Source organism: Nocardia wallacei (assembly GCF_014466955.1).
GTDB classification, from domain to species: Bacteria; Actinomycetota; Actinomycetes; order Mycobacteriales; family Mycobacteriaceae; genus Nocardia; species Nocardia wallacei.
This window is the reverse complement of record NZ_AP023396.1, coordinates 5,255,147-5,280,067: the sequence shown is the minus strand read 5'-3', so window position 1 is coordinate 5,280,067 and position 24,921 is coordinate 5,255,147. Positions and strand designations below refer to the sequence as shown.

The 24,921-nt window shown below is 68.8% G+C and carries 26 protein-coding genes, 1 tRNA gene and 1 pseudogene; 17 read left to right on the top strand and 11 right to left on the bottom strand.

All coding sequences use genetic code 11. From position 1 onward, the window contains the following. Positions 1–26: 26 nt before the first annotated feature. Positions 27–374, top strand: coding sequence for a phosphoribosyl-AMP cyclohydrolase (gene hisI, locus NWFMUON74_RS23200; protein WP_187683916.1), 348 nt, complete (start codon positions 27–29; stop codon positions 372–374). Between the two features lie 6 nt (positions 375–380). Here hisI and NWFMUON74_RS23195 read toward each other — a convergent pair whose 3' ends face one another. From NWFMUON74_RS23195 to NWFMUON74_RS23180, 4 genes are all read right to left on the bottom strand, one after another. Then, positions 381–884, bottom strand: coding sequence for a MarR family winged helix-turn-helix transcriptional regulator (locus tag NWFMUON74_RS23195; protein ID WP_232110540.1), 504 nt, complete (start codon positions 882–884; stop codon positions 381–383). Between the two features lie 156 nt (positions 885–1,040). After that, a complete protein-coding gene (locus NWFMUON74_RS23190; RefSeq protein ID WP_232110539.1) occupies positions 1,041–1,655 on the bottom strand; it encodes a permease in 615 nt (204 codons plus the stop codon). 58 nt (positions 1,656–1,713) lie between these two features. Next, positions 1,714–2,175, bottom strand: coding sequence for a peroxiredoxin (locus NWFMUON74_RS23185; RefSeq protein WP_187683915.1), 462 nt, complete (start codon positions 2,173–2,175; stop codon positions 1,714–1,716). Positions 2,176–2,229: 54 nt separating this feature from the next. Then, positions 2,230–2,553 carry a hypothetical protein gene (locus NWFMUON74_RS23180; RefSeq protein ID WP_187683914.1) on the bottom strand — a complete coding sequence of 108 codons (324 nt, stop codon included), beginning with the start codon at positions 2,551–2,553 and terminating at the stop codon, positions 2,230–2,232. A gap of 169 nt (positions 2,554–2,722) precedes the next feature. Between NWFMUON74_RS23180 and NWFMUON74_RS23175 the strand changes: the two genes are divergently transcribed. The 11 genes from NWFMUON74_RS23175 to NWFMUON74_RS23130 all read left to right on the top strand — a co-directional run bounded on the left by NWFMUON74_RS23175 (position 2,723) and on the right by NWFMUON74_RS23130 (position 14,731). Beyond that, complete coding sequence (locus NWFMUON74_RS23175) at positions 2,723–4,291, top strand: anthranilate synthase component I (RefSeq protein WP_187683913.1); 1,569 nt, start codon at positions 2,723–2,725, stop codon at positions 4,289–4,291. Continuing rightward, on the top strand, positions 4,288–5,184 hold the full coding sequence (locus NWFMUON74_RS23170; protein WP_197986900.1) for a TIGR02234 family membrane protein: 897 nt from the start codon (positions 4,288–4,290) through the stop codon (positions 5,182–5,184). The genes NWFMUON74_RS23175 and NWFMUON74_RS23170 overlap by 4 nt, the downstream gene beginning before the upstream one ends. A 150-nt stretch (positions 5,185–5,334) precedes the next feature. After that, positions 5,335–6,159 (top strand): indole-3-glycerol phosphate synthase TrpC, encoded by an 825-nt coding sequence (trpC, locus tag NWFMUON74_RS23165; protein ID WP_187683912.1) that lies wholly within the window; start codon positions 5,335–5,337, stop codon positions 6,157–6,159. Then, positions 6,156–7,424 carry a tryptophan synthase subunit beta gene (gene trpB / locus NWFMUON74_RS23160; protein ID WP_187683911.1) on the top strand — a complete coding sequence of 423 codons (1,269 nt, stop codon included), beginning with the start codon at positions 6,156–6,158 and terminating at the stop codon, positions 7,422–7,424. Before trpC ends, trpB begins: the two co-directional genes overlap by 4 nt. After that, positions 7,391–8,212, top strand: coding sequence for a tryptophan synthase subunit alpha (trpA, locus tag NWFMUON74_RS23155; RefSeq protein WP_187683910.1), 822 nt, complete (start codon positions 7,391–7,393; stop codon positions 8,210–8,212). The genes trpB and trpA overlap by 34 nt, the downstream gene beginning before the upstream one ends. 310 nt (positions 8,213–8,522) lie before the next feature. Then, positions 8,523–10,070: a prolipoprotein diacylglyceryl transferase gene (gene lgt / locus NWFMUON74_RS23150; protein WP_187683909.1), complete on the top strand. Its 1,548-nt coding sequence runs from the start codon at positions 8,523–8,525 to the stop codon at positions 10,068–10,070. Positions 10,071–10,149: 79 nt separating this feature from the next. Further along, positions 10,150–10,602, top strand: coding sequence for a TM2 domain-containing protein (locus NWFMUON74_RS23145; protein WP_232110538.1), 453 nt, complete (start codon positions 10,150–10,152; stop codon positions 10,600–10,602). Between the two features lie 301 nt (positions 10,603–10,903). Next, positions 10,904–11,659: a transporter substrate-binding domain-containing protein gene (locus NWFMUON74_RS36275; RefSeq protein WP_232110537.1), complete on the top strand. Its 756-nt coding sequence runs from the start codon at positions 10,904–10,906 to the stop codon at positions 11,657–11,659. 3 nt (positions 11,660–11,662) lie between these two features. Then, positions 11,663–12,331 carry an amino acid ABC transporter permease gene (locus NWFMUON74_RS36270; protein WP_232110536.1) on the top strand — a complete coding sequence of 223 codons (669 nt, stop codon included), beginning with the start codon at positions 11,663–11,665 and terminating at the stop codon, positions 12,329–12,331. A gap of 80 nt (positions 12,332–12,411) precedes the next feature. Continuing rightward, positions 12,412–13,833 (top strand): pyruvate kinase, encoded by a 1,422-nt coding sequence (gene pyk, locus NWFMUON74_RS23135; RefSeq protein WP_187683908.1) that lies wholly within the window; start codon positions 12,412–12,414, stop codon positions 13,831–13,833. A gap of 1 nt (position 13,834) precedes the next feature. After that, positions 13,835–14,731, top strand: a complete 897-nt coding sequence (locus NWFMUON74_RS23130) for an acyl-CoA thioesterase (protein ID WP_232110535.1) — start codon at positions 13,835–13,837, stop codon at positions 14,729–14,731. A 9-nt stretch (positions 14,732–14,740) separates the two neighbouring features. Here NWFMUON74_RS23130 and NWFMUON74_RS23125 read toward each other — a convergent pair whose 3' ends face one another. From NWFMUON74_RS23125 to NWFMUON74_RS23115, 3 genes are all read right to left on the bottom strand, one after another. Then, positions 14,741–15,103, bottom strand: a complete 363-nt coding sequence (locus NWFMUON74_RS23125) for a hypothetical protein (RefSeq protein ID WP_232110534.1) — start codon at positions 15,101–15,103, stop codon at positions 14,741–14,743. A gap of 156 nt (positions 15,104–15,259) precedes the next feature. Further along, positions 15,260–15,886 carry an arsenate reductase/protein-tyrosine-phosphatase family protein gene (locus NWFMUON74_RS23120; RefSeq protein ID WP_187683906.1) on the bottom strand — a complete coding sequence of 209 codons (627 nt, stop codon included), beginning with the start codon at positions 15,884–15,886 and terminating at the stop codon, positions 15,260–15,262. Positions 15,887–16,033: 147 nt separating this feature from the next. Continuing rightward, positions 16,034–16,546 (bottom strand): phenylacetaldoxime dehydratase family protein, encoded by a 513-nt coding sequence (locus NWFMUON74_RS23115; protein WP_187683905.1) that lies wholly within the window; start codon positions 16,544–16,546, stop codon positions 16,034–16,036. Positions 16,547–16,720: 174 nt separating this feature from the next. On the opposite strand from NWFMUON74_RS23115, the gene NWFMUON74_RS23110 reads away from it, so the two are divergent. Further along, positions 16,721–17,542 carry a class I SAM-dependent methyltransferase gene (locus NWFMUON74_RS23110; RefSeq protein WP_232110533.1) on the top strand — a complete coding sequence of 274 codons (822 nt, stop codon included), beginning with the start codon at positions 16,721–16,723 and terminating at the stop codon, positions 17,540–17,542. Between the two features lie 63 nt (positions 17,543–17,605). Here the strand turns inward: NWFMUON74_RS23110 and NWFMUON74_RS23105 are convergent. Then, positions 17,606–17,689 (bottom strand) — tRNA-Leu (locus NWFMUON74_RS23105). A 205-nt stretch (positions 17,690–17,894) separates the two neighbouring features. Between NWFMUON74_RS23105 and NWFMUON74_RS23100 the strand changes: the two genes are divergently transcribed. After that, positions 17,895–18,521 carry an ANTAR domain-containing response regulator gene (locus tag NWFMUON74_RS23100; RefSeq protein WP_187683903.1) on the top strand — a complete coding sequence of 209 codons (627 nt, stop codon included), beginning with the start codon at positions 17,895–17,897 and terminating at the stop codon, positions 18,519–18,521. A 210-nt stretch (positions 18,522–18,731) separates the two neighbouring features. Beyond that, the gene (gene polA / locus NWFMUON74_RS23095) at positions 18,732–21,476 is read left to right on the top strand and encodes a DNA polymerase I (RefSeq protein ID WP_187683902.1); all 2,745 of its coding nucleotides are present in this window, start codon (positions 18,732–18,734) and stop codon (positions 21,474–21,476) included. A 44-nt stretch (positions 21,477–21,520) separates the two neighbouring features. Here polA and NWFMUON74_RS37025 read toward each other — a convergent pair. Then, positions 21,521–21,784, bottom strand: a pseudogene (locus NWFMUON74_RS37025) (four-helix bundle copper-binding protein); the annotation flags it as partial. 530 nt (positions 21,785–22,314) lie between these two features. Between NWFMUON74_RS37025 and NWFMUON74_RS23090 the strand changes: the two are divergent. Further along, positions 22,315–22,749, top strand: a complete 435-nt coding sequence (locus tag NWFMUON74_RS23090; protein WP_187683901.1) for a 2-isopropylmalate synthase — start codon at positions 22,315–22,317, stop codon at positions 22,747–22,749. Positions 22,750–22,812: 63 nt separating this feature from the next. Here NWFMUON74_RS23090 and trxA read toward each other — a convergent pair whose 3' ends face one another. Both trxA and NWFMUON74_RS23080 read right to left on the bottom strand, forming a co-directional pair. Further along, entirely contained in the window at positions 22,813–23,190 is a 378-nt protein-coding gene (trxA, locus tag NWFMUON74_RS23085) for a thioredoxin (RefSeq protein WP_187683900.1), read from the bottom strand. A 49-nt stretch (positions 23,191–23,239) separates the two neighbouring features. Next, positions 23,240–23,755, bottom strand: coding sequence for a 2'-5' RNA ligase family protein (locus NWFMUON74_RS23080; RefSeq protein ID WP_187683899.1), 516 nt, complete (start codon positions 23,753–23,755; stop codon positions 23,240–23,242). Positions 23,756–23,822: 67 nt separating this feature from the next. Here NWFMUON74_RS23080 and NWFMUON74_RS23075 point away from each other — a divergent pair, with 67 nt between their 5' ends. Beyond that, positions 23,823–24,908 carry an isocitrate/isopropylmalate dehydrogenase family protein gene (locus tag NWFMUON74_RS23075; RefSeq protein WP_232110532.1) on the top strand — a complete coding sequence of 362 codons (1,086 nt, stop codon included), beginning with the start codon at positions 23,823–23,825 and terminating at the stop codon, positions 24,906–24,908. The last annotated feature ends 13 nt before the right edge of the window (positions 24,909–24,921 follow it).

Genomic DNA, 24,921 nt, shown 5'->3' with positions numbered 1-24,921 from the left:
GCGGGCGCATTGATATAAAGGTCTGCATGAGTCTGGATCCCGCCATCGCCGCCCGCCTCAAGCGCAACGAGGCCGGGCTGGTCGCGGCGATCGCGCAGGAGCGCGGCACCGGTGACGTGCTGATGATGGCGTGGATGGACGACGAGGCGCTGGCGCGGACCCTCGCGACCCGTCAGGCGACCTACTTCTCCCGCTCCCGGCAGCAGCTGTGGGTCAAGGGCGAGACGTCCGGCCACACCCAGTACGTGCACGAGGTCCGTCTGGATTGCGACGGCGACACCGTGCTGCTGCTCGTCGACCAGGAGGGCGCGGCCTGCCACACGGGCACGCACACCTGCTGGGACGGTGACGTGCTGCTGACCGACCGATCCTGACCCGGCCTACTCCTCGCCGTTGTCCGCCGGATTCGGGCCGGACCGTCCGATGCCCCGGGCCAGACCGGCGTCGAGCTGTGCCACCAGCAGCTCGCCCAGTTCCAGCAACTCCTCGGTCCGGGTTTCGTCGAGCCCGTCGAACACCAGGCCGCGCACCGCCGACAGATAGCCGGGGCGGGCCTGTTCGACCTTGCGGTAGCCGGCGTCGGTCAGCACCGCGTGGGCGCCGCGTCGTCCGCGCATCGACTCGCGTGTGGCCCAGCCGAGCCGTTCCAATTTGGTGACCACATGCGACAGCCGAGATAGCGATGCATTTGCCTTGTAGGCAAGTTCGCTCAACTGCAGGCGATGGCCGGGCTCTTCGGTCAGTAGTTCCATCACGAAGTACTCGAAATGCGTTACGCCCGACTCACGTTGCAGCTGGGTATCCATCGCCGCTGGTAGCCGAGTCGTCAGCGCGACAAGAGTCCGCCAAGCTCGCTGTTCGATGGGATTCAGCCACTTCGTCACATCGCGCCCTCTCACTGCAGCCGCGTGACAAACGTTCGTTAGCTGAGCTAGCGATCATTGAAACTTCAAATCGGTCACCGGCGGACCACCAAGTTTGCCATGATTTCGCTCGATGGTCACGGCTCACGTTGATGACGTGACACCTATCACGTGTGCTCAGTGCAGGGGAGGGTCTTCCCGTGGGCCGGGCGGCCCGGGTGGCGGCGGTGCCGGCGTGGTGTCGACCGGCTGGGCGAGTCCGGACCGCTTGGCCGCGCGGTGGGTGCGGTACTTGCGGCGCACGACCAGGAACACCAGCAGCGCGAACAGGACCCCGGCGACGATGGCGGCGGTCAGCGACGCGCCGCGGAAGCCGGGCGCGTCCACGTCCAGCACGCGCTCACCCGCGTGCGCGGCGCTGCTGCCGCCCAGCACGATGGTGAGCGTCATGAGGTTAGGCAGCGCCGCGACGAGCGCCAGCACCGCAGCGGCGCCGGCGAGGAACCGGCCCGCTCGCCGTCGCCACGACAGCACCGCGAACAGCAGCAGAAGCAGCGGGATCAGGGTGCACAGGAAGCCCAGCGCCAGCCCGGACCAGATGCCCTGGGCGAAACTGCCGTGGCCGGACATGCTCGCGACGCGCTGCGCCCACCAGCGCGGAATGAACGCGGCGAGGATGAAATAGGCGACGACGAGCACCACGGCCACGGCCAGCAGTGCCAGGATCCGATTGCGCCAGGTGGTCGAGGCGGGCTTGTGGCCGGCCGTTTGCTCCACGCTCCGCGAAGTCATAGCGACAGCGTATGTGCATTGCCGGGTACCGGGGAACGACTCGGCCCGGCGTTTCGGATCAGCTGTTTCGTGAACGCAGGAAGGCCAGGGCGGTATCGGCGTGCACGTTCGCCCGGAGTTCGCCGGTGATCACCTTCAGCACGGTGCGGTCGGTATCGATGACGAAGGTCTGCCGCTTCACCGGCATGAGTTTGCCGAGCAGTCCGCGCTTGACGCCGAACCGCTCGGCGACCGCTCCGTCGCTGTCGGACAGGAGGGGATAGCCCAGCCGCTGCTTGTCATCGAAACCCGCCTGGGTGTCGACCGAATCGGTGCTGATGCCAGCGCAGGACGCGCCGAGGGCGGCGAATTCGCTTGTCAGATCACGGAAATGGCACGCCTCCGCGGTGCAGACCGGGGTGTTGGCGGCGGGGAAGAAGAACAGCACCAGCGGTCCGTCCGCGAGCAGGGCGTCGAGGGATCGCGAAATCCCGGACTGGTCGGGCAGATCGAACTGGGGAGCGCGCTGGCCTTCCTTCATAGGATGCGACAGTACCGGGCACGGTGGGCGCCCGGTACCGCGCGAGGGGTGAGCTCAAACGCCGAGGAGCGCGGCGACTTCCGGATTCTTGACCGCCATGACGTCGAGAATGCCGTGTGCCTTCAGGAACGGCCGCAGTTCCTTGATGCGATCGGAGTGCTCGGCGTACTCGTCGGGGAAACGGTGCCGGTCCAGGTTCTCGATCGCCTTCACATAGGTGACGAAGGAGGCCAGGGCGTTGTACTTGCTCGGATTCTGACCGCTGGAGTACTGGCCGAGATTCCCGGTCCGGGGTGGCTGACCGGGCGCGGAACCGTGCATCGGCGGGTGGCCTGCGTGGCGTGAACCCTCCGGTGCGACCGGCTGCGAGGGGTACATCTTCGTCGAACTCCTCTCGAAATGGGAAATACCGCGTGCGATTCGAGCCAGGAGGGTACCCGGGTGCCGGGTCCGCGGTTGCTCTTCGCCGTAGTTATTCGGGGCGAGCCGGGACCGGGCTGGCCGGGGTGTCCATATCGTGTCCTTTCCAACCTGGAATGATGGACGAATGCACGGCGCAGCCACCGACCGTCCGGGGACCACCGACACCACCACCCGCGAGCAGTTCCGCGCGCTCGCGGCCGAGCACCGGGTCGTGCCGGTGATCCGAAAGGTGTTGGCGGACTCGGAGACTCCGCTGTCGGCCTACCGCAAGCTGGGCGCCGAACGGGCCGGCACGTTCCTGCTGGAGTCGGCGGAGAACGGGCGATCGTGGTCGCGCTGGTCGTTCATCGGCGCCGGCAGTCCCAGCGCGCTGAGCGTGGCCGACGGGCAGGCCGTCTGGCTGGGCGCCGCCCCCGCCGACGCGCCCGCCGGTGGCGACCCGCTGGTCGCGCTGCGCGACACCCTGGAGTTGCTGCGCACCGAGCGGCTGCCCGGCCTGCCGCCGCTGACCGGTGGCCTGGTCGGCTATCTCGGCTACGACGCCGTGCGGCGTATGGAGCGGCTGCCCGAACTGACCGTCGACGATCTGCGACTGCCCGAGATGGTGCTGCTGCTCGCGACCGATCTCGCCGCGTTCGACCATCACGAGGGCGCCATCACGCTCATCGCCAACGCGGTCAACTGGAACGGCACCGACGAGCGCGTGGACGAGGCCTACGACGACGCGGTCGCCCGGCTCGACCGGATGACCGCCGCGCTGGCCGCCCCCGCCGCATCGACGGTCTCGGTGTTCGACCGGCCCGAACCGGACTACCGTCGCCAGCGCACCGCCGAGGAGTTCGGTGCGGGCGTGCGCCGGCTGGTCAAGGAGATCGAGGCGGGTGAGGCGTTCCAGGTGGTGCTGTCGCAACGGTTCGAGATGGACTACGACGGCAGCCCGCTCGACCTCTACCGGATGCTGCGCGCGTCGAACCCGAGTCCGTACATGTATCTGATGCACATCCCGGACGGCAGCGGCGGTACCGCCTTCTCGATCGTGGGTTCCAGCCCGGAATCGCTGGTGACCGTGAAGGACGGGGTCGCCACCACGCACCCGATCGCCGGCACCCGCCCCCGCGGCGCCGACGAGGAGGACGACGTGCTGCTGGAGAAGGGCCTGCTGGCCGACGCGAAGGAGAACGCCGAGCACCTCATGCTCGTGGACCTGGGCCGCAACGATCTGGGCCGGGTGTGCGAGCCGGGGTCGGTCCGGGTCACCGAGTACCGGCACGTGGAGCGCTACAGCCATGTCATGCATCTGGTGTCGACCGTGTCGGGCCGGTTGGCGGCGGGCAAGATCGCCCTCGACGCGGTGCGGGCCTGTTTCCCCGCGGGCACGCTGTCCGGTGCGCCGAAGGTGCGGGCGATGGAGCTGATCGAGGAGCTGGAACCGACCCGCCGCGGCGCGTACGCCGGGGTGGTCGGCTATCTCGATTTCGCGGGCGACGCCGACACCGCGATCGCCATCCGCACCGCCCTGCTCAAGGACGGCACGGCCTACGTGCAGGCCGGGGCGGGCATCGTCGCCGACTCGGATCCCGAGTACGAGGACGCCGAGTCGCGCAACAAGGCGATGGCGGTCCTCAAGGCCATCGCCGCCGCCCAGACCGTCCGCGCCTGCACCCCCGACCATCCCGACGGTGCACCGCGATGAGTTCCCCGAATTCAGAACCATCCCAACCACTTTCGCCTGCCTCCCGCAGCGAGGGCACGCCGTCGTCCGCCGGCCGCGCCGGGGCAGCGCCCGGCGCATCCGATCGGGCACCGGCTGCCGCGGCTGATCCGGTGTCGGGTGGCGCGGGCGCTGCCGAGCCCGTCGCGTCCGGAGCGGGCGAGGCACGGGCGGAGGGCGAGCCGCCCGCCGCGGCGAAGGCGCGCAGGTATCCGGTCGGCCCGGCGCTGCTGCTGCTCGTGGGCGCGGCGGCGCTGTGGGGCGCTTCGCGGATGACGTGGGTGACGCTGGAGTCCTCCGACGGCCTCACCGAGGCGCGCACCCATCATCTGAACGGGGGTGTGTGGTTCGGGGCGCTGACACCGTTGTCGCTGGTCCTGCTGGCGGCGATCGCCGCGGTCCTCGCCACCCGGGGCTGGTTGCGGCGGCTGCTCGGCGTGGTGGTGGCGGTGCTGGCGGCGGTGGCCGCCGTGCCCGGCTTCGCGCTGCTGACCGGACACACCGCGACGGCCGAGCGCGCCGCCCGGCTGGCCGAGCTACCGGCGCGCGCGCACGTGGACCAGGTGACGACGGCGACCTTCCCGGCCGTGCTGACCCTGATCGGCGCGTTGGCGGCGTTCGCGGCGGGCGTGCTGCTGGCCCGGATGCCCGAGACCACCGCGCGGCTGTCCGGCAAGTACGACAATCCGGTGTTCCGGCGCGCCGCGGCGGCCGATCAGGTTGCGGCGCAACAGGCCCGGGAGCGCGCGGCGGGTGACGCGACCACTCCGGAGGCGGGCACCGGCTCGACGGCTCCGGATCAACTGTCCGAACGGGTGCTGTGGGACGCCCTCGACGCCGGCGCCGACCCCACCGACGACGAGCCGGGAAGGTGAGCATTATCCCCTTCCGGATGGATGCGACGCAGAACACCCCGGCGTCAGAACCTGGAGTACAGCCATTTACCCTTTATCAGCATCGGTGAGACAGCGCCTGGGGGGATTCTCAGGCAGCAAGTCCGTCTCCCCAGAAAGGATTCGAGCCAGATGACGGTACTCGACTCGATTCTCGACGGGGTCCGCGCGGATGTGGCCGCTCGGGAAGCCCTCCTGGATTTCCAGGCCGTCAAGCAGGCCGCCGCCGCGGCTCCCTCGCCGCGCAACGCGTACGCCGCACTGCATCAGGACGGTGTCGGGGTCATCGCCGAGGTGAAGCGGGCCAGCCCCTCCAAGGGTGAACTCGCCGACATCACCGACCCGGCCAGTCTGGCCAAGGCCTACGAGGACGGGGGCGCGCGCATCATCAGCGTGCTCACCGAGGGCCGCCGCTTCAACGGTTCGCTCGACGACCTGGACGCCGTCCGCGCGGTGGTCGACGTGCCGATCCTGCGTAAGGATTTCGTCGTCGGCCCGTATCAGATCCACGAGGCCCGCGCGCACGGCGCCGACATGATCCTGCTGATCGTCGCGGCGCTCGAGCAGGACGTGCTCTCCTCGCTCATCGACCGCACCGAATCGCTGGGCATGACCGCGCTGGTGGAGGTGCACACCGAGGAGGAGGCCGACCGCGCGCTGGAGGCCGGTGCCTCGGTCATCGGGGTCAACGCCCGCAACCTCAAGACCCTCGAGGTGGACACCGACGTGTTCGCCCGCATCGCGCCCGGCCTGCCGACCGAGGTCATCCGCGTCGCCGAGTCCGGCATCAGCGGCACCGCCGATCTGCTCGCCTACGCCGGGGCGGGCGCTGACGCCGTGCTGGTCGGCGAGAGCCTGGTGACCAGCGGCGACCCGCGCGCCGCGGTGTCCGAGCTGGCGACCGCGGGGACGCATCCGTCCTGCCCGCGGCCGCTGCGCCGGGGTGCCGCCCGATGACCCGGACCCGGGAGTCGGGCGCGGGCGAACTGCCGCAGGCGAGCGTCGGTGTCACCCAGCGCAGCCACGAACCGGATCTCGGCGGCCACTTCGGCGCGTACGGCGGCCGTCACGTGCCCGAGGCGCTGATGGCGGTGATCGAGGAGGTCACCGCCGAATACGACAAGTGCCGCGTCGATCCGGAGTTCCTGAGCGAGCTGGACCGGTTGCAGCGCGACTACGCCGGTCGCCCCTCGCCGGTATTCGAGTGCACCCGGCTGGCCGAGCACGCCGGTGGCGCGCGCATACTGCTCAAGCGGGAAGACCTGAACCACACCGGTTCTCACAAGATCAACAATGTGCTGGGGCAGGCGCTGCTGGCCAAGCGGATGGGCAAGTCCCGCGTCATCGCCGAGACCGGCGCCGGTCAGCACGGCGTCGCCAGCGCGACCGCGTGCGCGCTGCTCGGCCTGGACTGCATCGTCTACATGGGCGCGGTCGACACCGCCCGGCAGGCGCTGAACGTGGCCCGGATGCGGCTGCTGGGCGCCGAGGTGGTGTCGGTGACGACCGGCTCGCAGACGCTCAAGGACGCCATCAACGAGGCGCTGCGCGACTGGGTCACCCACGCCGACGACACCTACTACTGCTTCGGCACCGCCGCCGGGCCGCATCCGTTCCCGCTGCTGGTGCGCGACTTCCAGCGCGTGATCGGGCTGGAGGCGCGGGCGCAGGTGCTGGACCGCACCGGGCGGCTGCCCGATGCCGTAACCGCTTGTGTCGGTGGGGGTTCCAACGCCATCGGCATCTTCCACGCGTTCATCGACGATCCCGACGTCCGGCTGATCGGTTATGAGGCGGCCGGTGACGGCGTCGAAACCGGAAGGCACGCGGCCACTTTCACCGGCGGGCGGCCGGGCGCGTTCCAGGGCGCCTACTCGTACCTGCTGCAGGACGAGGACGGCCAGACCATCGAATCGCATTCCATCTCAGCGGGTTTGGACTATCCGGGGGTGGGTCCCGAGCACGCGTTCCTGAAGGACATCGGCCGCGCCGAGTACCGGCCGATCACCGACACCGAGGCGATGGACGCCCTGCTGCTGCTCTCGCGCACCGAGGGCATCATCCCGGCCATCGAGTCGGCGCACGCGGTGGCGGGCGCACTGCAACTGGGCCGTGAACTGGGCGAGGGCGCGATCATCCTGGTCAACCTGTCCGGCCGCGGCGACAAGGACATGGACACCGCCGCCAAATGGTTCGGCCTGTACGGGGAGGACGACAAGTGAGTCGCCTGGGCAGCACCTTCGCCGACTGCCGCGCCGAGAACCGCGCCGCCCTGGTCGGGTACCTGCCCGCGGGCTACCCGGATCTGGTCGGCTCCATCGCCGCCTGCACGGCCATGGTCGAATCCGGTTGCGACATCATCGAAGTCGGCATCGCCTACTCCGACCCGGTGATGGACGGGCCCACCATCCAGGCGGCGGCCGAACAGGCGCTGCGCGGCGGTGTGCGGGTGCGCGACGTCTTCTCGGTGGTGGAGGCGATCAGCAATTCCGGCGGCAAGGCCGTCGTGATGACCTACTGGAATCCGGTACTACAGTACGGCGTCGACCGTTTCGCGCGGGATCTCGCCACCGCCGGGGGACTGGGGCTCATCACCCCGAACCTCATCCCCGAAGAGGCCGGTGAGTGGATCGCCGCCGCCCAGGAACACGATCTCGACCGCATCTTCCTGGTCGCGCCGTCCTCGACCGAGGAGCGGCTCGTCAAGACCGTCGAAGCCAGCAGCGGCTTCGTGTACGCCGCCTCCACCATGGGCGTCACCGGCGCCCGTGACGCCGTATCCTCGGCCGCCCCCGCCCTGTGCGCCCGCATCCGCACCCATTCCGACATCCCGATCGGCGTCGGCCTCGGCGTCCGCAGCGGCGCCCAGGCCGCCGAGATCGCCTCCTACGCCGACGGCGTGATCGTCGGCTCGGCCCTCGTCTCCGCCGTAGCCGAAGGCCTCGACCGGGTCCGAGCTCTCACCGCCGAACTCGCCCAGGGCGTCCGCGCCACCCCGGTCCCCTCGTAACCCGCTGCGGCCGGTGGCTGCTGTGCTACGCGGTCGATGCCTGTCGACGGCCGAAATCTGGTCGGACCCCGAGCTCGCGCATGATCTCCTTGCGCCGTCTCCCGGCGACGGTCCCGAGATCCCACGTCCGGGCGGCACGAAGTGAGGGCAATACGAGGTGACAGCTGGTGGCCGCATCTGGTACGCGGTCGATGACGACACGCGCACAGTGTGGATCACCCGGGCGGGCACGGCACATCCGAAGCAGACGGATCGGCGGCGTCGCTGACCGGAGGACTGCGGATCGGCGGTGGTCCGTTACGGTGGGCGCGTGACTTTTGCAGTCCTGGCAGACAGTGTTGTTGCGCACGGTGGGGTACAGGCGGCGGTGCTGGCGTCGATTCCCAGTCCGCCGCGCGGAGTGTGGTACGTCGGGGGCTTCCCGCTGCGGGCGTATGCGCTGTGCATCATCGTCGGAATCGTCGCGGCGATCTGGTGGGGAGAGCGGCGCTGGCGTGAGCGCGGCGGGGCGGCCGGCGCGGTGCTCGACGTGGCGATGTTCGCGGTGCCGTTCGGCCTGGTCGGCGGGCGGCTCTACCACGTCGCCACCGATTGGCAGAAGTACTTCGGCGACGGCGGCCATCCGATGAACGCCCTGAAGATCTGGGAGGGCGGCCTCGGCATCTGGGGCGCGGTGCTGCTCGGCGGCGTGGGCGCGTGGATCGGTTGCCGCGTGTACCGAATTCCGTTGCCCGCGTTGGGCGATGCGATCGCTCCGGCGATCCTGCTGGCGCAGGCGATCGGCCGCCTCGGCAACTACTTCAACCAGGAGCTCTACGGTCGCGCCACCGACCTGCCGTGGGGTCTGGAGATCTATCTGCGCTTCGACTCCGACGGTCAGCTCGACATGATGAACGGCGTGTCCACCGGCGTGGTGGAGAAGGTGGTGCAGCCGACCTTCCTCTACGAGCTGGTGTGGAACCTGATCGGCGTGCTGGTGCTGCTGTTGGTGGACAAGCGCTTCCGCATCGGCCACGGCCGGTTGTTCGCGCTCTACGTCGCGCTCTACTGCTTCGGCCGGTTCTGGGTGGAGCTGCTGCGCGACGACGAGGCCACCCACATCGCGGGTGTACGGATCAACTCGTTCACCTCCGCGCTCGTATTCCTCTGCGCCATCGCCTATTTCCTCCTGGCCACCAAGGGCCGCGAGGCCGCCGAGCAACTGCAACCGGGCGGATACCGTCCGTGGCCCTGGCAGTTCGGCGCCCTCCGCCGCGTAGGCGCGGAATCCGACAGCGCGACGACCGCGACCACACCCGCTGCCGCAGTGGCGGATTCGCCCGCACCCACGGAAACCGACGACGCCCCAGCGGAAACCGCGTCCGAGGGCACACCCGGCGACACGGAAACCGCTGCGCCGGAAGAGAGGAACGCATCGGACGAAGCCGCGGCAAAGTCTGCGGGCACCACCTCCGGCACACCGGCCGCCGATGCGTCGAGCGAGTCCGCTCAGGATGCGGTGAGCGAGTCGGCCGAGAGCACGACGGGCAAGTCCGCCGACGATGCGGTGAGCAAGTCCGCTCCGGGCGCAGTGACCAAGCCTGCTGAGGGAGCGCTCGGCAATTCCGCCGAGAGCACCGCGAGCACGGGTGCCGACGATGCGGCCGGCGAGCCTGCTGAGCGCGAGGCGGGTACGTCCGCGGAAGGCGCGGAGGGTGCGGCAGGCGACCCTGTGGCGAGCGAACCCGTCGACAGTGGGGGAAGTGAAAGTGCGGGCGATACCGGCAACGAATCCGCATCCCTGACCGATAACGGTGAGAATGCGGCAGACTCCGCAGCGACCGACGCGACGAAATCGTCGGAGTCGGGCAAGAATTGAGTCCGGTCCGCGGCAGCTACGCGGCGGGGCGGGGAGACCGGGCCGGTCATGCGGGCCCGAGTGAACTAGGAGGAACCGAGTGACCGACCCATACCAGCAGCAACCGGGGTACGGGCCGCAGTACGGCGCGCCCGGAACCGGCCCGGGTACCGGCCAGCCCATGGGCCAGCAACCACCCATGGACCCCTACGGCCAGCCGAACCCGTACGGCCAGCCCTACGGTCAACCCGGCGGCTATCCGCCGGCCCCGTACGGCGCGCCGGGAATGGACCCCGAGGCCCCCTTCGGCCGCAACATGTACGGCGAGCCGTACTCGGACAAATCGAAGATGGTGGCCGGGCTGCTGCAGATCTTCCTGGGAAGTTTCGGCGTCGGCCGGTTCTACCTCGGCTACCCCGGCATGGCCGTCGGCCAGATCGCGGTCACCTGGCTCACCTGCGGCATCGGCGGCATCTGGCCGCTCATCGACGGCATCATGATCCTCACGGGCAAGGTCCGCGACCAGTACGGCCGCCCACTCCAGGAGAACTGACCGACTCTCCCCGTCATCCCGGCGAAAAGCGTGCCGGGATGACGGGAGGGTGGGACCTGCCGAGGGCAGAGGCGGGGCACGGAAGTCCCGGAGCCCTTCGGGTAGCCGCGTAAGACCCGGAGCCCTCCGGATCGCCGCGTAAGACCCGGAACCCTCCGGATCGCCGTGCGGGGGCACGGAAGACCCCGCCCCTTCGGCTCGCCGTGCGCGTAATGCTGGGTGGGCGTTGTCGCTTGTCGTAGGCTGTGCCGGTTCCGTGCGCCCCGCGCGCGTCGTCCGCGCCCGCTGGAGAGGTACCCCATTGCGCCGCAAGCTGTTCGCCGTCGTGCTCGCCGTTGCCGCTGTCAGTGGGCTTGCCGCGGGGTGCGGTGGCAGTGATCCGAACGTGCTGAAGGTGGGGACCGAGGGCACGTACGCGCCCTTCAGTTTCCAGGGGCCGGACGGGCAGCTCACGGGCTACGACGTCGAGGTGGTGCAAGCCGTCGCCGGCAAGCTCGGCAAGCGGGTCGAATTCGTCCAGACCCCGTGGGACGCGATCTTCGCGGGCCTCGAGTCCAAGCGCTTCGACCTGGTCGCCAATCAGGTCACGGTGAATCCCGATCGCGACCGGAAGTATTCGCTGTCCCAGCCCTACACCACCTCCGACGGCGTGATCGTCACCCGCGCCGACAAGACCGGCGTCACCACCCTCGCCGACCTGAACGGCAAGGTCTGCGCGCAATCCTCGACCAGCAACTGGAGCAGGGTCGCGTCCGACGCGGGCTGCGAGGTGGAGGCCGTGGAGGGCTTCGTGCAGGCCATCCAGCTGTTGAAGAACGGCCGCGTCGACGCGACGGTCAACGACACCCTCGCCGTCGGCGAGTACACGAAGACCACCGGCGACAGCGGCGTCAAGGTGTCGGGCAGGACGGGCGAGACCAGCCACCAGGCCTTCGCCGCCCGCAAGGAATCCAGTGCCCTGACCTCCGACGTCAACGACGCCCTGAACGCACTGCGCGCCGACGGCACCCTGGCGAGGATCTCCGACAAGTACTTCGGAACCGACGTCAGCAAATAGCGCATGGACTCCGCCACCTGGGAGCTGATCCGGCACAACCTCCAGCCCATGCTGGAGGCGACGGTCACCAAGACACTGCCGCTCACCGCGATCAGCTTCGTCATCGGCCTGGCGCTGGCGCTGTTCGTGGCGCTGGCGCGGATGTCGAAGGTGTGGCCGGTGTCGGCGGCGGCCCGCTGCTACATCTCGATCATTCGCGGCACGCCGCTGCTGGTGCAGTTGTTCATCGTGTTCTACGCGCTGCCGCAGCTGAACATCGTGATCGACCCGTTCCCGGCCGCGGTGATCGCCTTCAGCCTCAATGTCGGCGGCTACGCGGCGGAGGTGATCCGCGCGGCGATTCTCTCGGTCGCCGCGGGCCAATGGGAGGCGTCGCAGGCGCTGGGCCTGTCCTACCCGCAGACCCTGAGTTCGATCATCCTGCCGCAGGCCGCGCGGATCGCGGTGCCGCCGTTGTCCAACACGTTGATCTCGTTGGTGAAGGACACCTCCCTGGCATCCACGATCTTGGTTACCGAGTTGTTGCGGACCGCGCAATTGGCCGCCGCGCCGACGTTCGATTTCTTCGCCCTCTACGGGGTCGCGGCGGTCTACTACTGGATCATCTGCCTGCTACTCGGATTTGCCCAAACACGCCTGGAAGAGCGGCTGGCACGGCATGTCGCGCGGTGACGCGCGCCATGTTCCAGGGGATTGATAGCGGAGGGTATGCCCAGTCAGCGGGCACCGCGCGGCAGGGCTAGGCTCGACGCGTGATGCGACGAACAAAAATTGTTTGCACCCTCGGACCGGCTACCGCCTCCGAGGACCGGATCCGCGAACTCGTCGAAAGCGGCATGGACGTGGCCCGGTTGAACTTCAGTCACGGCGAGCACTCCGACCATGCCGAGAACTATCAGAAGGTCAGGAAAGCCGCGGACCGATTGGGCCGTGCCGTCGGCATTCTCGCGGATCTCCAGGGGCCGAAGATCCGGCTCGGCAGGTTCATCGAAGGCAAGACCATGTGGGCGACCGGTGAGGAGGTGCGGATCACCGTCGACGACGTGGAGGGCACCCACGACCGCGTCTCCACCACCTACGCGCAACTGGCCGACGACGCCAAGCCCGGCGATCGTCTGCTGGTCGACGACGGCAAGGTCGGTCTGACCGTGGTCCGCGTCGACGGCCACGACGTGGTGTGCCGGGTCACCGAGGGCGGCCCGGTCTCGAACAACAAGGGCGTGTCGCTGCCCGGCATGGACGTGTCCGTTCCCGCGCTGTCCGAGAAGGACATCGCCGACCTCGAATTCGCCCTGAAACTCGGCGTCGACTTCATCGCGCTGTCGTTCGTGCGTTCCCCGTCGGATGTGGAACTGGTGCACGACATCATGGACCGCGTCGGCCGCCGTGTGCCGGTGATCGGCAAGCTGGAGAAGCCGGAGGCGATCGACAACCTCGAGGCGATCGTGCTGGCCTTCGACGCGATCATGGTCGCCCGCGGCGATCTGGGCGTGGAGTTGCCGCTCGAGCAGGTGCCGCTGGTGCAGAAGCGCGCCATCCAGATGGCCCGCGAGAACGCCAAGCCCGTCATCGTCGCTACCCAGATGCTGGAGTCGATGATCACCAATTCCCGGCCGACCCGCGCCGAGGCCTCCGATGTCGCCAACGCGGTGCTCGACGGCGCCGACGCGGTGATGCTGTCGGGTGAGACCTCGGTCGGCGAGTACCCGATCGACACGGTCCGCACCATGGCGCGCATCGTGCACGCGGTGGAGTCCGAGTCCTCCGCGCAGGTGCCGCCGCTGACCCACGTGCCCCGGACCAAGCGCGGCGTGATCTCCTACGCCGCCCGCGACATCGGCGAGCGCCTCAACGCCAAGGCGCTGGTGGCGTTCACCCAGTCCGGCGACACCGTGCGCCGCCTGGCCCGCCTGCACACCACGCTGCCGCTGCTGGCGTTCACGCCGCTGCCGGAGGTGCGCAGCCAGCTGGCGCTGACCTGGGGCGTGGAGACCTTCATCGTGCCGCCGGTCGGCACCACCGACGAGATGATCGGTCAGGTCGACAAGGAGCTGCTGTCGCTGAACCGGTACGCCAAGGGTGACCTGGTGGTGATCGTGGCCGGATCCCCGCCTGGCACAATCGGTTCCACCAACCTCATCCACGTGCACCGAATCGGCGAGGAGGACCACTGAGGTGAGTACATCGCTGGGCGAATCATCCGACACCGTCACGGGCGACCTGGGAGTGCTGCTCGGGTTGCTCGATCTGGAGCAGACCGGCGAGGACGTCTTCGTCGGCCAGCACCCGGAGAAGGTGTGGAGCCGTACCTTCGGCGGGCAGCTGGTGGCGCAGGCCATCGTCGCGGCCGGCCGCACGGTCGGCCCGGGACGCCCGGTGCACGCGGTCAACGCGCACTTCGTCCGCGGCGGTGACGTGAAGAAGCCGATCGAGTACCGGGTGGAACGCCACCGCGACGGCCGCTCGTTCGCGAATCGGACCGTCACCGCCCTGCAGGACGATCAGGAGCTGTTCGTCATGCTGGCGGCCTTCCAGGACTGGGCCAAGGGCCTGGAGCACGCCTCCCCGCTGCCGCAGGTGCCCGACCCCGACGGCCTGCCCCGCGTCGAGGAGTCCTTCGCGGGCCTCGAGGACCGGTTGCAGATGTTCGTCCAGGCCCCGCACCCGATCGACATGCGCTACACCAACGATCCGGCGTGGATTCTCAAGGGCACCGGCGGCACCCTCGACTACAACCGGGTGTGGATGCGCGCGGACGGCACGCTGCCCGACGATCCGCTGATTCACGTTGCGACACTGGGCTATTCGTCGGACACCACGGTCCTGGATTCGATCATCACCACGCACGGGCTGTCGTGGGGGTTCGACCGCATCGTCGCCGCGACGGTGAACCACTCGATCTGGTTCCACCGCCCGTTCCGGTTCGACGAGTGGGCGCTGTACGCGACGCAGTCGCCCGTGGCGGCCGGATCGCGCGGCCTGGCCACCGGCCACTTCTATTCGCGGGCAGGGGAGTTGCTGGCGACGGTGGTGCAGGAAGGCGTCATCCGCCACTTCCCGCCGCGCCGCTGACCCGCCGGGTCAGATCAGTTCGCGGTTCTCTTCCAGGTCGAAGCTTTCGCGCTGTAGCGCGTGGATGGAGTAGGGAACCGCGTCCTCGTTCGAAATGTCTTGCATCAGTTGCTGTTCCAGCGCGTTCAGGTTCGCCTCGGTGAGCAGGCTCTGGTCGCCGACCAGGCTCAGCGCGATCTCGTAGGTGCGGCGGTCGCTCGGGTCGGTGCCGGGATGGTCGAGTAGCCACTGACTTTCGAGCAGGGTGTGGGCGGGCTGGTCGGATTCGACCGGAAGCGTGAAGCGCCAAGCGAACACGTCGCTGTCGCCCACGTGGTCGTCGACCACGCGGCGCACCGTCTTCACGACTCGGTCGAGTGTTTCGGGTGTCACATAAACATGGAGCGAAACATCCGAAATGCGTTTCGGCATGTCTGAGTTCCTGTTCTTGTGTCGACCTGCGGTGGTGGAATGTCCCGGCGGGGAGTGTAGTCCCTGTACGCGCGAAATGGGGAGGACAGGTCCGTGTCCGGCGTTTTCGCCGCGACCTCAGGCATGCCGTCCGATCCGGTCGCCGACGATATATCGGGGCGGTTCGCGCCGCCCGCCCGGTAACAGCACCAAGCGCGGCCGTCCGCGCTCGTCGGTGCCGAGGTCGCGACGGGTGTGCAGGGCCAGCAGCAGCGGTACCAGGGCCTCGGCGATATGGTCGCCCACCTCGCAGTACTTCCGCGCCGACAGACCGACCGGGTCGGGAATGTTCTCCCGGCCGACCAGTGCGAGATCGTCACGGGCGCGGTCGATTTCGGCGACGGTGCGGGCGCCGCTGACCTTGGCGATGCGGTGGGCTTCCAGCAGCGTGAAGGTCCGCCACCGTGCCGCCGGCGCCAGCGCGACGATCTCGTCGCGGATCTGCTCGGTCATCGCGAGCACCAGATGGGCCCGTTCCACCATGGCGGGTTTCAGTTTACGGGCCTTGAAATTCGCCGGGTCGGCGCCGAGCCCGCTGATCGTCTCGGCGGCAACGGGATCCACTCCGAATCCGACGAGCGCGCGCGTCCCCGCGCTCTCCGCGGTCAGCCCGCGCAGGCCGTATTCGGCCGCGACAGCGCGCGTGAGCCGCTCGGCGATCACCGACCGGCACACATTGCCGTTGCAGACGAACAGGACGTGCATGCCAGGTACGGTAGAACGCCGAAAAGGAAACCAATAGTACGCAAAGTCCGAAATCCGCCTATTTCGTCAGATGTTCATCCGTGCGTAGCGGGTCGGCGGCGACAGTTCGCCGCGGCGATGTCGTACGAAGTAGATCGCGAATTGTTCTCATTCGGAATTGTCCGCGTAATAGGACTTCTCCCCGACGACAGGCGCCACCTTCGGCTCATCGTGCCGCACCCGCCCGCGAGCCGAGAACAGCCGCCCACGCATCGCGACGGTGGGCGCCACCCGCCCCAGCCCCGTCGGCGTGGTCATGTCGTCGTACATGGTGTCGATCCCGCCCCGCAGGAAGTACGCCTCATGCCAGAACCCGGTACCCCCCGAATCCCGCAGAAACCGCTGCCACCACTCCCGATGCGGATCCGACCGAGTCCACCGCTCCAAACTGTCCAGATCCCGCCAGTACTGCCGAGCCCCCCAGTGCGGCGGAAACAACGACCAGATGATGTCCTCATGCAACAACAGCCCATCGGGTCGATCCCTGTGCGACCGATATAGTTTCGGCCCCAATCCCAACAGCCGCACCACCCCGCGCGGCTTACGCACCCGCATCCCGAGGTAGATGACCACCAGATCCGGATACTCCGACAAATCCGCGGTCAGCCGATTCACCCGCATACGCGCCCTCCACTAGCCGACGGTTCGTTACGCCCGTCTGTTGGGAACTACGGGTGGGGAGAGTGCGGGGTTCGACTCGACGAGATTCGAATGAGATCTCTCCACGCGCCGTCTCGGTCGAAGCGATCGCGAAGCAGGCTGTGGGAGGGGAAAATCGGGGGTATGGGTGAGCTTGTGCTGACGGCGGAGCGACGTGCGGAACTCGCTGCGTTGCTGGGGGATGAGTTACGGCTGGCGAGCGAGTATCCGAAGGTGGCCGACTATCTGGACACTGCGCCGATGTTGCCGGGGAGCGGGGACGAGCGGGCCGATGCCGCATTCGATCTGCGGTTGGTGCATTACCTGACCGGTGGTCGGGCGGTCAGCGGGAATCCGTATTGGGACGTTGTCGCGCCGTCTGTCTGCGAGCACGACGGTCGGCGGGTGGTGAACGGTGGCCGGGCGACAGGCAGTGCGCGGCTCGGGTACGCGCAGACCGTCTTGCAGGCTGCCTACGCGTATGCGATTCCGTCGCCCGAGACGGTCGATTGGGTGGCTCGGGCCTGTCGGGGTCGAAGGGTGATCGAGCTGGGTGCGGGCCGGGGCTACTGGGCGGCGCAGCTGGCCGCGGCGGGTCTGCGGATCGAGGCGTATGACTCCGAACCGCCGGATCGCGCGGAGAATGTGTCATTCGTCCAGGCGGCGGGACAGTCGGATGTGTGGCACGGCGTCGGTGATCTCAAGGAGTTCGCGTCGCGATCGTTCAGCTCCGATGACGTGCTTTTTCTGTGCTGGCCTCCGGGGTGGGGCGACACGATGGCGTCGGAGGCGGTGGCCGCGTTCGAGGCCGCGGGCGGTGAGCGGCTGCTCTACATCGGTGAGCCGAAGGGCGGAAAGACGGCCGATGACGCGTTCTTCGATGCGCTCGCCGCCCGCTGGGATCTGAAAGACGAAGACGGGCAATTCGTTTCGTGGTGGAACCTGCAAGAGCGCGCGCAATTCTGGGCCCGCGACTGACGACGGAGTGCAGACCACGGCCCGACCAACCGCCCGGAATTCCGTGCACCAGCCCCTACTCGGTGCCGAGTGTGGGACTCGAACCCACACGTCCGTGAGGACAACGGTTTTTGAGACCGTCGCGTCTGCCAGTTCCGCCAACTCGGCGCACCGGTGGGAAATGATAGCGGGTGGGGGGTCGGTTGACCGAATCGGTGCCGGGGTGGCCGAACTCTCGCTGGGTAGATGGGTTCTGTGCGAGGTTGAACGGTACGCTTTAGGGCACTCGGGAGAGTGCGCCGGTTCGGCTAAAGGTGGGGCGGACGGGCGCGCGCTTCGGGTATTTGGCATCGGAATCACGAGGGGTCTATCTATGGGAACGACAGCAGGGGGCGCGGGCGCGAAGAAGGACGCGGCGACCGCCGCCAAGCGGGTGGTGGTCGCCGAGGACGAAGCGCTCATCCGGATGGACCTGGTCGAGATGCTCTCCGAGGAGGGTTATCAGGTGGTGGGTGAGGCGGGCGACGGCCAGCAGGCGGTCGACCTGGCCGAGGAGCTGCGCCCCGATCTGGTGATCATGGACGTCAAGATGCCGCGCCGCGACGGGATCGACGCGGCGGCCGAGATCGCCACGAAACGCGTTGCGCCGGTGGTGATTCTGACCGCCTTCAGCCAGCGTGACCTGGTGGAGCGGGCGCGCGACGCGGGCGCGATGGCCTACCTGGTGAAGCCGTTCACCAAATCGGATCTGGTGCCGGCGATCGAGCTGGCGGCCAGCCGGTTCCACGAGATCACCGCGCTCGAGGACGAGGTCGCGAACCTGTCCGACCGATTGGAGACGCGCAAGCTCGTGGAACGCGCCAAGGGCGTGCTGATGCAGACGCAGGGGTTGTCCGAGCCGCAGGCATTCAAATGGATCCAGCGCACCGCGATGGACCGGCGCACCACGATGAAGGCGGTCGCCGAAGTGGTGCTGGAAAATCTCGCACCGAAGTCCTGATGCCGAACTCCGGTGCCGCGGACGGCGGCGACCGACAAGATTTCGGGTGCTGTACCTGATCAATTTCGCCCATTCGGAAATATGTGTGCCGGGCGCGGCATAGCGTCGTGTGCGGTGGAGCGCTGCCGGGAGCGCCGCGCACGGAGCCGATGTGGCCCACGTCATCCCCGGTGCGCCCGCTTGTCGGTGCCGGTACATAGACTCGGGACCGTGACTCCAGCGACCACCGATCAGCGCCCGCACAGTGTGTCCGCAGCGACCCCGAGTTCCGCCGGTGAGCGGCCCACGCTGTTGTTGCTGGACGGGCATTCGCTGGCCTACCGCGCCTTCTACGCCCTACCCGCCGAGAACTTCAAGACCGTCACGGGCCAGACCACCAACGCGGTGTACGGATTCACCGCGATGCTGATCAACCTGCTGCGCGACGAGAAGCCCACCCACATCGCCGCTGCCTTCGACGTCAACCGCAAGACGTTCCGCACCGAGGCGTTCCCGGACTACAAGGCCAACCGCATCACCACACCCGACGAGTTCCGCGGCCAGGTGGAGATCACCCAGGAGGTGCTGGCCGCGCTCGGCATCCCGACGATGGCCCTCGAGGGCTACGAGGCCGACGACATCATCGCCACCCTCGCCACCCAGGCGGTGCCCGAGGGCTTCCGCGTCCTGATCGTGACGGGCGACCGCGACGCGCTGCAGCTGGTGAATTCCGATGTCACCGTGCTGTATCCGAAGAAGGGCGTCTCCGAGCTGACCAGGTTCACCCCGGAGGCGGTGGAGGAGAAGTACGGCCTCACGCCCGCGCAGTACCCGGATTTCGCGGCCCTGCGCGGCGACCCGAGCGACAATCTGCCGGGCATTCCGGGTGTCGGCGAGAAGACGGCGTCGAAGTGGGTGCGCGAATACGGCGACCTGGCCACCCTGGTGGACCGGGTAGATCAGGTGAAGGGCAAGATCGGCGACGCGCTGCGCGCCAACCTGTCCAGCGTCGTGCTCAACCGGCAGCTCACCGAGATGGTCAAGGACGTCCCGCTGCCCTACACCCCCGAGCAGCTGGCCCAGCAGCCCTGGGACCGCGACCGGATCCACCGCCTGTTCGACGACCTGGAGTTCCGGGTGCTGCGCGACCGGCTGTTCGAGACGCTGGCGCCGCCGGAGCCGGAGGCCGAGGGCGGTTTCGAGATCAGCGGCGGCGCGGTCGAGCCCGGCGCGGCCGCCGACTGGCTCGCCGAGCACGCGAAGGCCGGTGTGCGCCACGGTATTTCGATCGCGGGTACCGGCACCCCGGTGAACGGTGACGTGAAGGCGATCGCGATCGCCGCCGCCGACGGCGAGGGCGGCTACTTCGACGTCATCGGCCTGACCCCCGAGGACGAGCAGGCGCTGGGCGCCTGGCTGGCCGACCCCGCCACCCCGAAGGCCGTGCACGAGGCCAAGTCCGCTCAGCACGCGTTGCGCGCCCGCGGCTGGCGGCTCGCCGGTCTCACCAGCGATACGGCCCTGGCCGCCTATCTGGTCCGGCCGGGCCAGCGCACCTTCAACCTCGACGACCTCTCGCTGCGCTATCTCTCGCGCGAGCTGCGCGTGGAATCCGGTGACGATACCCAGCTCTCGTTGCTGGACGACGAGGGCCAGGTCGACGCCGAACTGGCCAAGGCCGAGATCCTGCGCGCCCGCGCCGTCTCCGACCTGGCCGACGCCTTCGACGCCGAACTCGAGGGCATCGAGTCCACCAAGCTGCTCACCGAGATGGAGCTGCCCCTGCTCGGTGTGCTGGCCGAGTTGGAGGAGGCCGGTATCGCGGTCGACTGTGATCGGTTGCAGCAGTTGCAATCCGAATTCGCCGACCGGGTCGCCCAAGCCGCCGAGGCCGCCTACGAGGTGATCGGCAAGCAGATCAATCTCGGCTCCCCGAAGCAGCTGCAGGTGGTGCTGTTCGACGAGCTGGACATGCCGAAGACCAAGCGCACCAAGACCGGCTACACCACCGACGCCGACGCGCTGGAGTCGCTGTTCGAGAAGACCGGGCACCCGTTCCTCGAGCACCTGCTGGCCCACCGCGACGCCACCCGGCTGAAGGTCACCGTGGACGGCCTGCTGAAGTCGGTCGCCGACGACGGCCGCATCCACACCACCTTCAACCAGACCATCGCGGCCACCGGCCGGTTGTCGTCCACCGAGCCGAACCTGCAGAACATCCCGATCCGCACCGACACCGGCCGCCGCATCCGCGACACCTTCGTCGTCGGCCCCGGCTACGAGTCGCTGATGACCGCCGACTACAGCCAGATCGAGATGCGGATCATGGCCCACCTGTCCAAGGACGCGGGCCTGATCGAGGCGTTCAACTCCGGTGAGGACCTGCACACCTTCGTCGCCTCCAAGGCCTTCGACATCCCGCTGTCGGAGGTGCATCCGGAGATGCGCCGCCGGATCAAGGCGATGTCGTACGGGCTGGCCTACGGCCTGTCGGCGTACGGCCTGTCCCAGCAGCTGAAGATCAGCGCCGAGGAGGCCAAGGCGCAGATGGAGGTGTACTTCAGCCGCTTCGGCGCGATCCGCGACTACCTGCACGACGCCGTCGACCAGGCCCGCAAGGTCGGCTACACCGAGACCCTGTTCGGCCGCCGCCGCTACCTGCCGGATCTGGATTCCAGCAACCGTCAGCGCCGCGAGGCCGCCGAGCGGATGGCTCTCAACGCCCCCATCCAGGGCACCGCCGCCGACATCATCAAGGTCGCGATGATCAACGTGCAGAGCGCGATTCGCGCCGCCGGGCTGCGCTCCCGCATGCTGCTGCAGATCCACGACGAACTCCTCTTCGAGGTCGCCGCGGGTGAACGCGAATTCCTCGAGTCGCTGGCCCGCGACCACATGTGCAAGGCCATCGAGCTCTCGGTGCCGCTGGAGGTCTCCGTCGGCGTCGGCCGCAGCTGGGACGCCGCCGCCCACTGAGCGGTGGCGTATCGGCGCGCGAGTGCCTCGGCCAGCGACAGGCAGGGCGCGGCGGCGGCGCGCGCCGCCGAGGCGCACGCGGTTTCGCCGAGGCGGTCGCAGCGCTGCGCGGTGTCGGTGCACACCCGGGCGGTCAGCTCGCACTGCCGGGGCGCCCACTCGGCGCGGCGGTCGAGCAGGTCGCCGGTGAGGCGGCACAGGTCCGAGCAGTCGCGCGGCGTCGCGATGTGGTGGGCGGTGGCATGCTCGCCGCCACGATCGAGCGACTCACGGATCTGATGCTCGCAGCGGCGGTGGCGGCCGAGCAGATGAGGGATCGTCGCCTGGACGGGTCCGGTCGGTCATCGGTGCCTCCGCACGGCTCGTGGGTGGCACCCTCGCCGACGACACGAAAGAGGTTTACCCAGTGTTTGCCATAGCTGTGATCAGGCTCTGTGACCTGGCCGCAAGCTCGGTGAACTCGATTGCCGGACTACGCATCGAGCGTTGGTGCGCCGTTCACCGACCATTGTGACGAAGTTACCCGTTGGTTCCGGCCCAATGTGGTTGCCAAGGCGGGGATTAGTCCATATTCTCGGTGCCGTGCCGAATCCCGCCGCAAGCCGCAGCGCAGCGCAGTTGGTCGCCGACCGCGACCGCGCCGCGCACCTTCCGCTAACCGCGATGGTGGCTGCTGCGCGACTTCTCGTAGTAACCCGCCGTAGCGGGGTCTGATTCGGACTGGCCTCCTCGCTGCGGCCATACAGATTTCTTGCGCTGGTCCCCTCTGTCATTTCAGACATTCAGCTCAGACGCGACTGTCCTGCGACACGACGAGACTTCGGGAAGACCTGGTTCAATGACCATCACTATCGACGCACACGACATCCTCACCGCCGCCCCCCAGGGCCTGCGGACCGAATGCGCGGGACTGTCTCCCGCCGAATTCCTCGACCGCTACTGCGAGCACTCCGGCCCGGTGAAGCTCAGCGAGTGGAGCCGCGCCGGGCATCGCCACGGCGCGCAGTACACCGCGACACTCGAGTTCGCCGACCGGCTGCGGACCGTGGTGTCGGCCGGCAGCCCGGTGGCCGCGCTCACCTCGGCCCTCTACGAGGAGGGCTACCCGATCGAGATCCTGCGTTTCCACCAGCGCCGGACCGAGGTCGGCACCGCCACGTTCGTGCAGTGCGAGTTCAACGGACGCCGCGGCTGGGGCGCGGCGATGGCCGCCGACGGGGCGGAATCCACCGCCCGCGCCATGATCGCGGTCACCAACAAACTCGGCGGCTGACCTCGAAAAGCGAAGCGCCGCATCGCTTCCGGCGCTCGGAGGCGATGCGGCGGCGCTCGATCGTCAGGCCTGTTCCTGCTGGGCCTGCTGTTCGGCGAGCTGCTTGCGGACCTCTTCCATATCGAGGGCCTTCACCTGGGTGACCAGGTCCTCGAGGGCGTCCGGCGGCAGCGCGCCGGGCTGCGCGAACACCAGCACACCCTCCCGGAACGCCATGATGGTCGGGATGGAGCGGATGTTGGCGGCCGCGGCGAGGCTCTGCTCGGCCTCGGTGTCCACCTTGCCGTGGACGACATCGGGATACTTGTCCGAGGACGCCTCGAAGGTCGGTGCGAACTGCTTGCACGGGCCGCACCAGTCGGCCCAGAAGTCGACGAGCACGACGTCGTTCCCGGTGACAATCTCATCGAAGTTCTGCGCGGTCAGGGTCTGGGTGGCCATGGGATCCTCTCGTCTCGTGGTTGCCCCGATACAACGCCGGGCAACTCCGTTATCTTCCGCTTGCGCGTGCGACCGGCCAGTCACGACGCTGATCGCCGTCCCACCGACGAATACCCACCACCGTAGTGGCGAAATCTCGATCGGCTGCCACCGCGTGCACGGCCTCGCCGAGTTGGTGGGGTTTCAGGCGGCGGGCCAGGGTGACGTGAGGGGTCCACGCGTCGGGTCGGATATTGGCCGGAATGCCGGGGCACTTGTCGACGACGGAGAACACGCGGCGCTGGAGGGCGAGCAGCGCGTCGGTGGGGACCACCAGGCGGACCAGGATGGGGTTGCGCGCGCCGAAGATCAGCAGGCCGCCGAGGCGGATGGGGAACGGGCGGAATTCCTGGGCGGCTAGCGCCTGGTCCAGGCGCGGCCAGATCTGCCGGGCCACGGCCATGGTGATGTGGGGTCGATGGTCGGGAGACGGGCTGGGTATGCCGGCCTCGGCCAGCAGCCGCCACTGCCGCCGGATCTCCGACTCGGCGGCCTCGTCCAACAGCAATTCGACCGACTGAACCATGACCTGGCACAAGATACGCCGGAGCCCCGGTGATCTTCCCGCGAATCGCAGGACCGAGGATGGGAGCGTGAGCGGAGCGAACGGACAGCTGCGGCTGGGCCTGATCGAGGGTGACGGCATCGGCCCCGAGGTGGTGCGCGCCGCGCGGGAGGTGGTCGACGAGGCGCTGGCCGTGCTCGCGGCACCGGCCGTGGACTGGGTTCCGCTGCCCATGGGGCACACCGCGATCGCGGAATTCGGCGAACCGCTGCCGGAGTCGACAGTGCGGACGCTGGACGAGCTCGACGCCTGGATCCTCGGTCCGCACGACAACGCCTCCTATCCCGCCGAGCATCGCGTCGGCGCCCCGCCCGGCGGCGCCATCCGCAAACGGTTCGGCCTGTACGCCAATATCCGTCCGGTGCGGGCGTTCGCGGGAGTGCGGGCCGCCGCGGACGATATCGACCTGGTGATCGTCCGGGAGAACAGCGAGGGCTTCTACGCCGACCGCAATATGGCCGCCGGGTCCGGGGAGTTCGCGCCCACCGCGGACATCGCCCTGTCGGTCGGGGTGGTGACCCGGGCGGCCAGCGAGCGGATCGCGCACGAGGCCTGCCGGTCGGCCGCGGCGCGGCGCGGCCGGTTGACCATCGTGCACAAGGCCAACGTGCTGCCGATGACCATGGGCCTGTTCCGCGACGTCTGCTACGAGGTCGCGCGCGAGTACCCGCGGCTGCGGGTCGACGACGAACACGTCGACGCGGCCGCCGCGCATCTGGTCCGCGCGCCCGCCGACTACGACGTGCTGGTGACGGAGAACCTGTTCGGCGACATCCTCTCCGATCTGGCGGGCGAGCTGAGCGGGTCGCTCGGCCTGGCCGCCTCGCTGAACTGCTCGGCGACCCGGGCGATGGCGCAGGCCGTGCACGGCGCGGCGCCCACGCTGGCCGGGCACAACCGCGCCAACCCGGCCGCACTGCAGCTGTCGGCGGCAATGTTGTTGCGGTGGTTGGGTTCCCAGCGCGGCGACGTCGTGCTGTCGCGGGCGGCCGACCGCGTCGAGCGGGCCGTGGCGGCGACGTTCGCGGCCGGTATCGCCACCGCGGACCTGGGCGGCCTGGCCTCCACCCGCGAATTCACCGAACAGGTGTGCGCCCGCCTGCACCGCCGATGACCGGTCCGCGGGC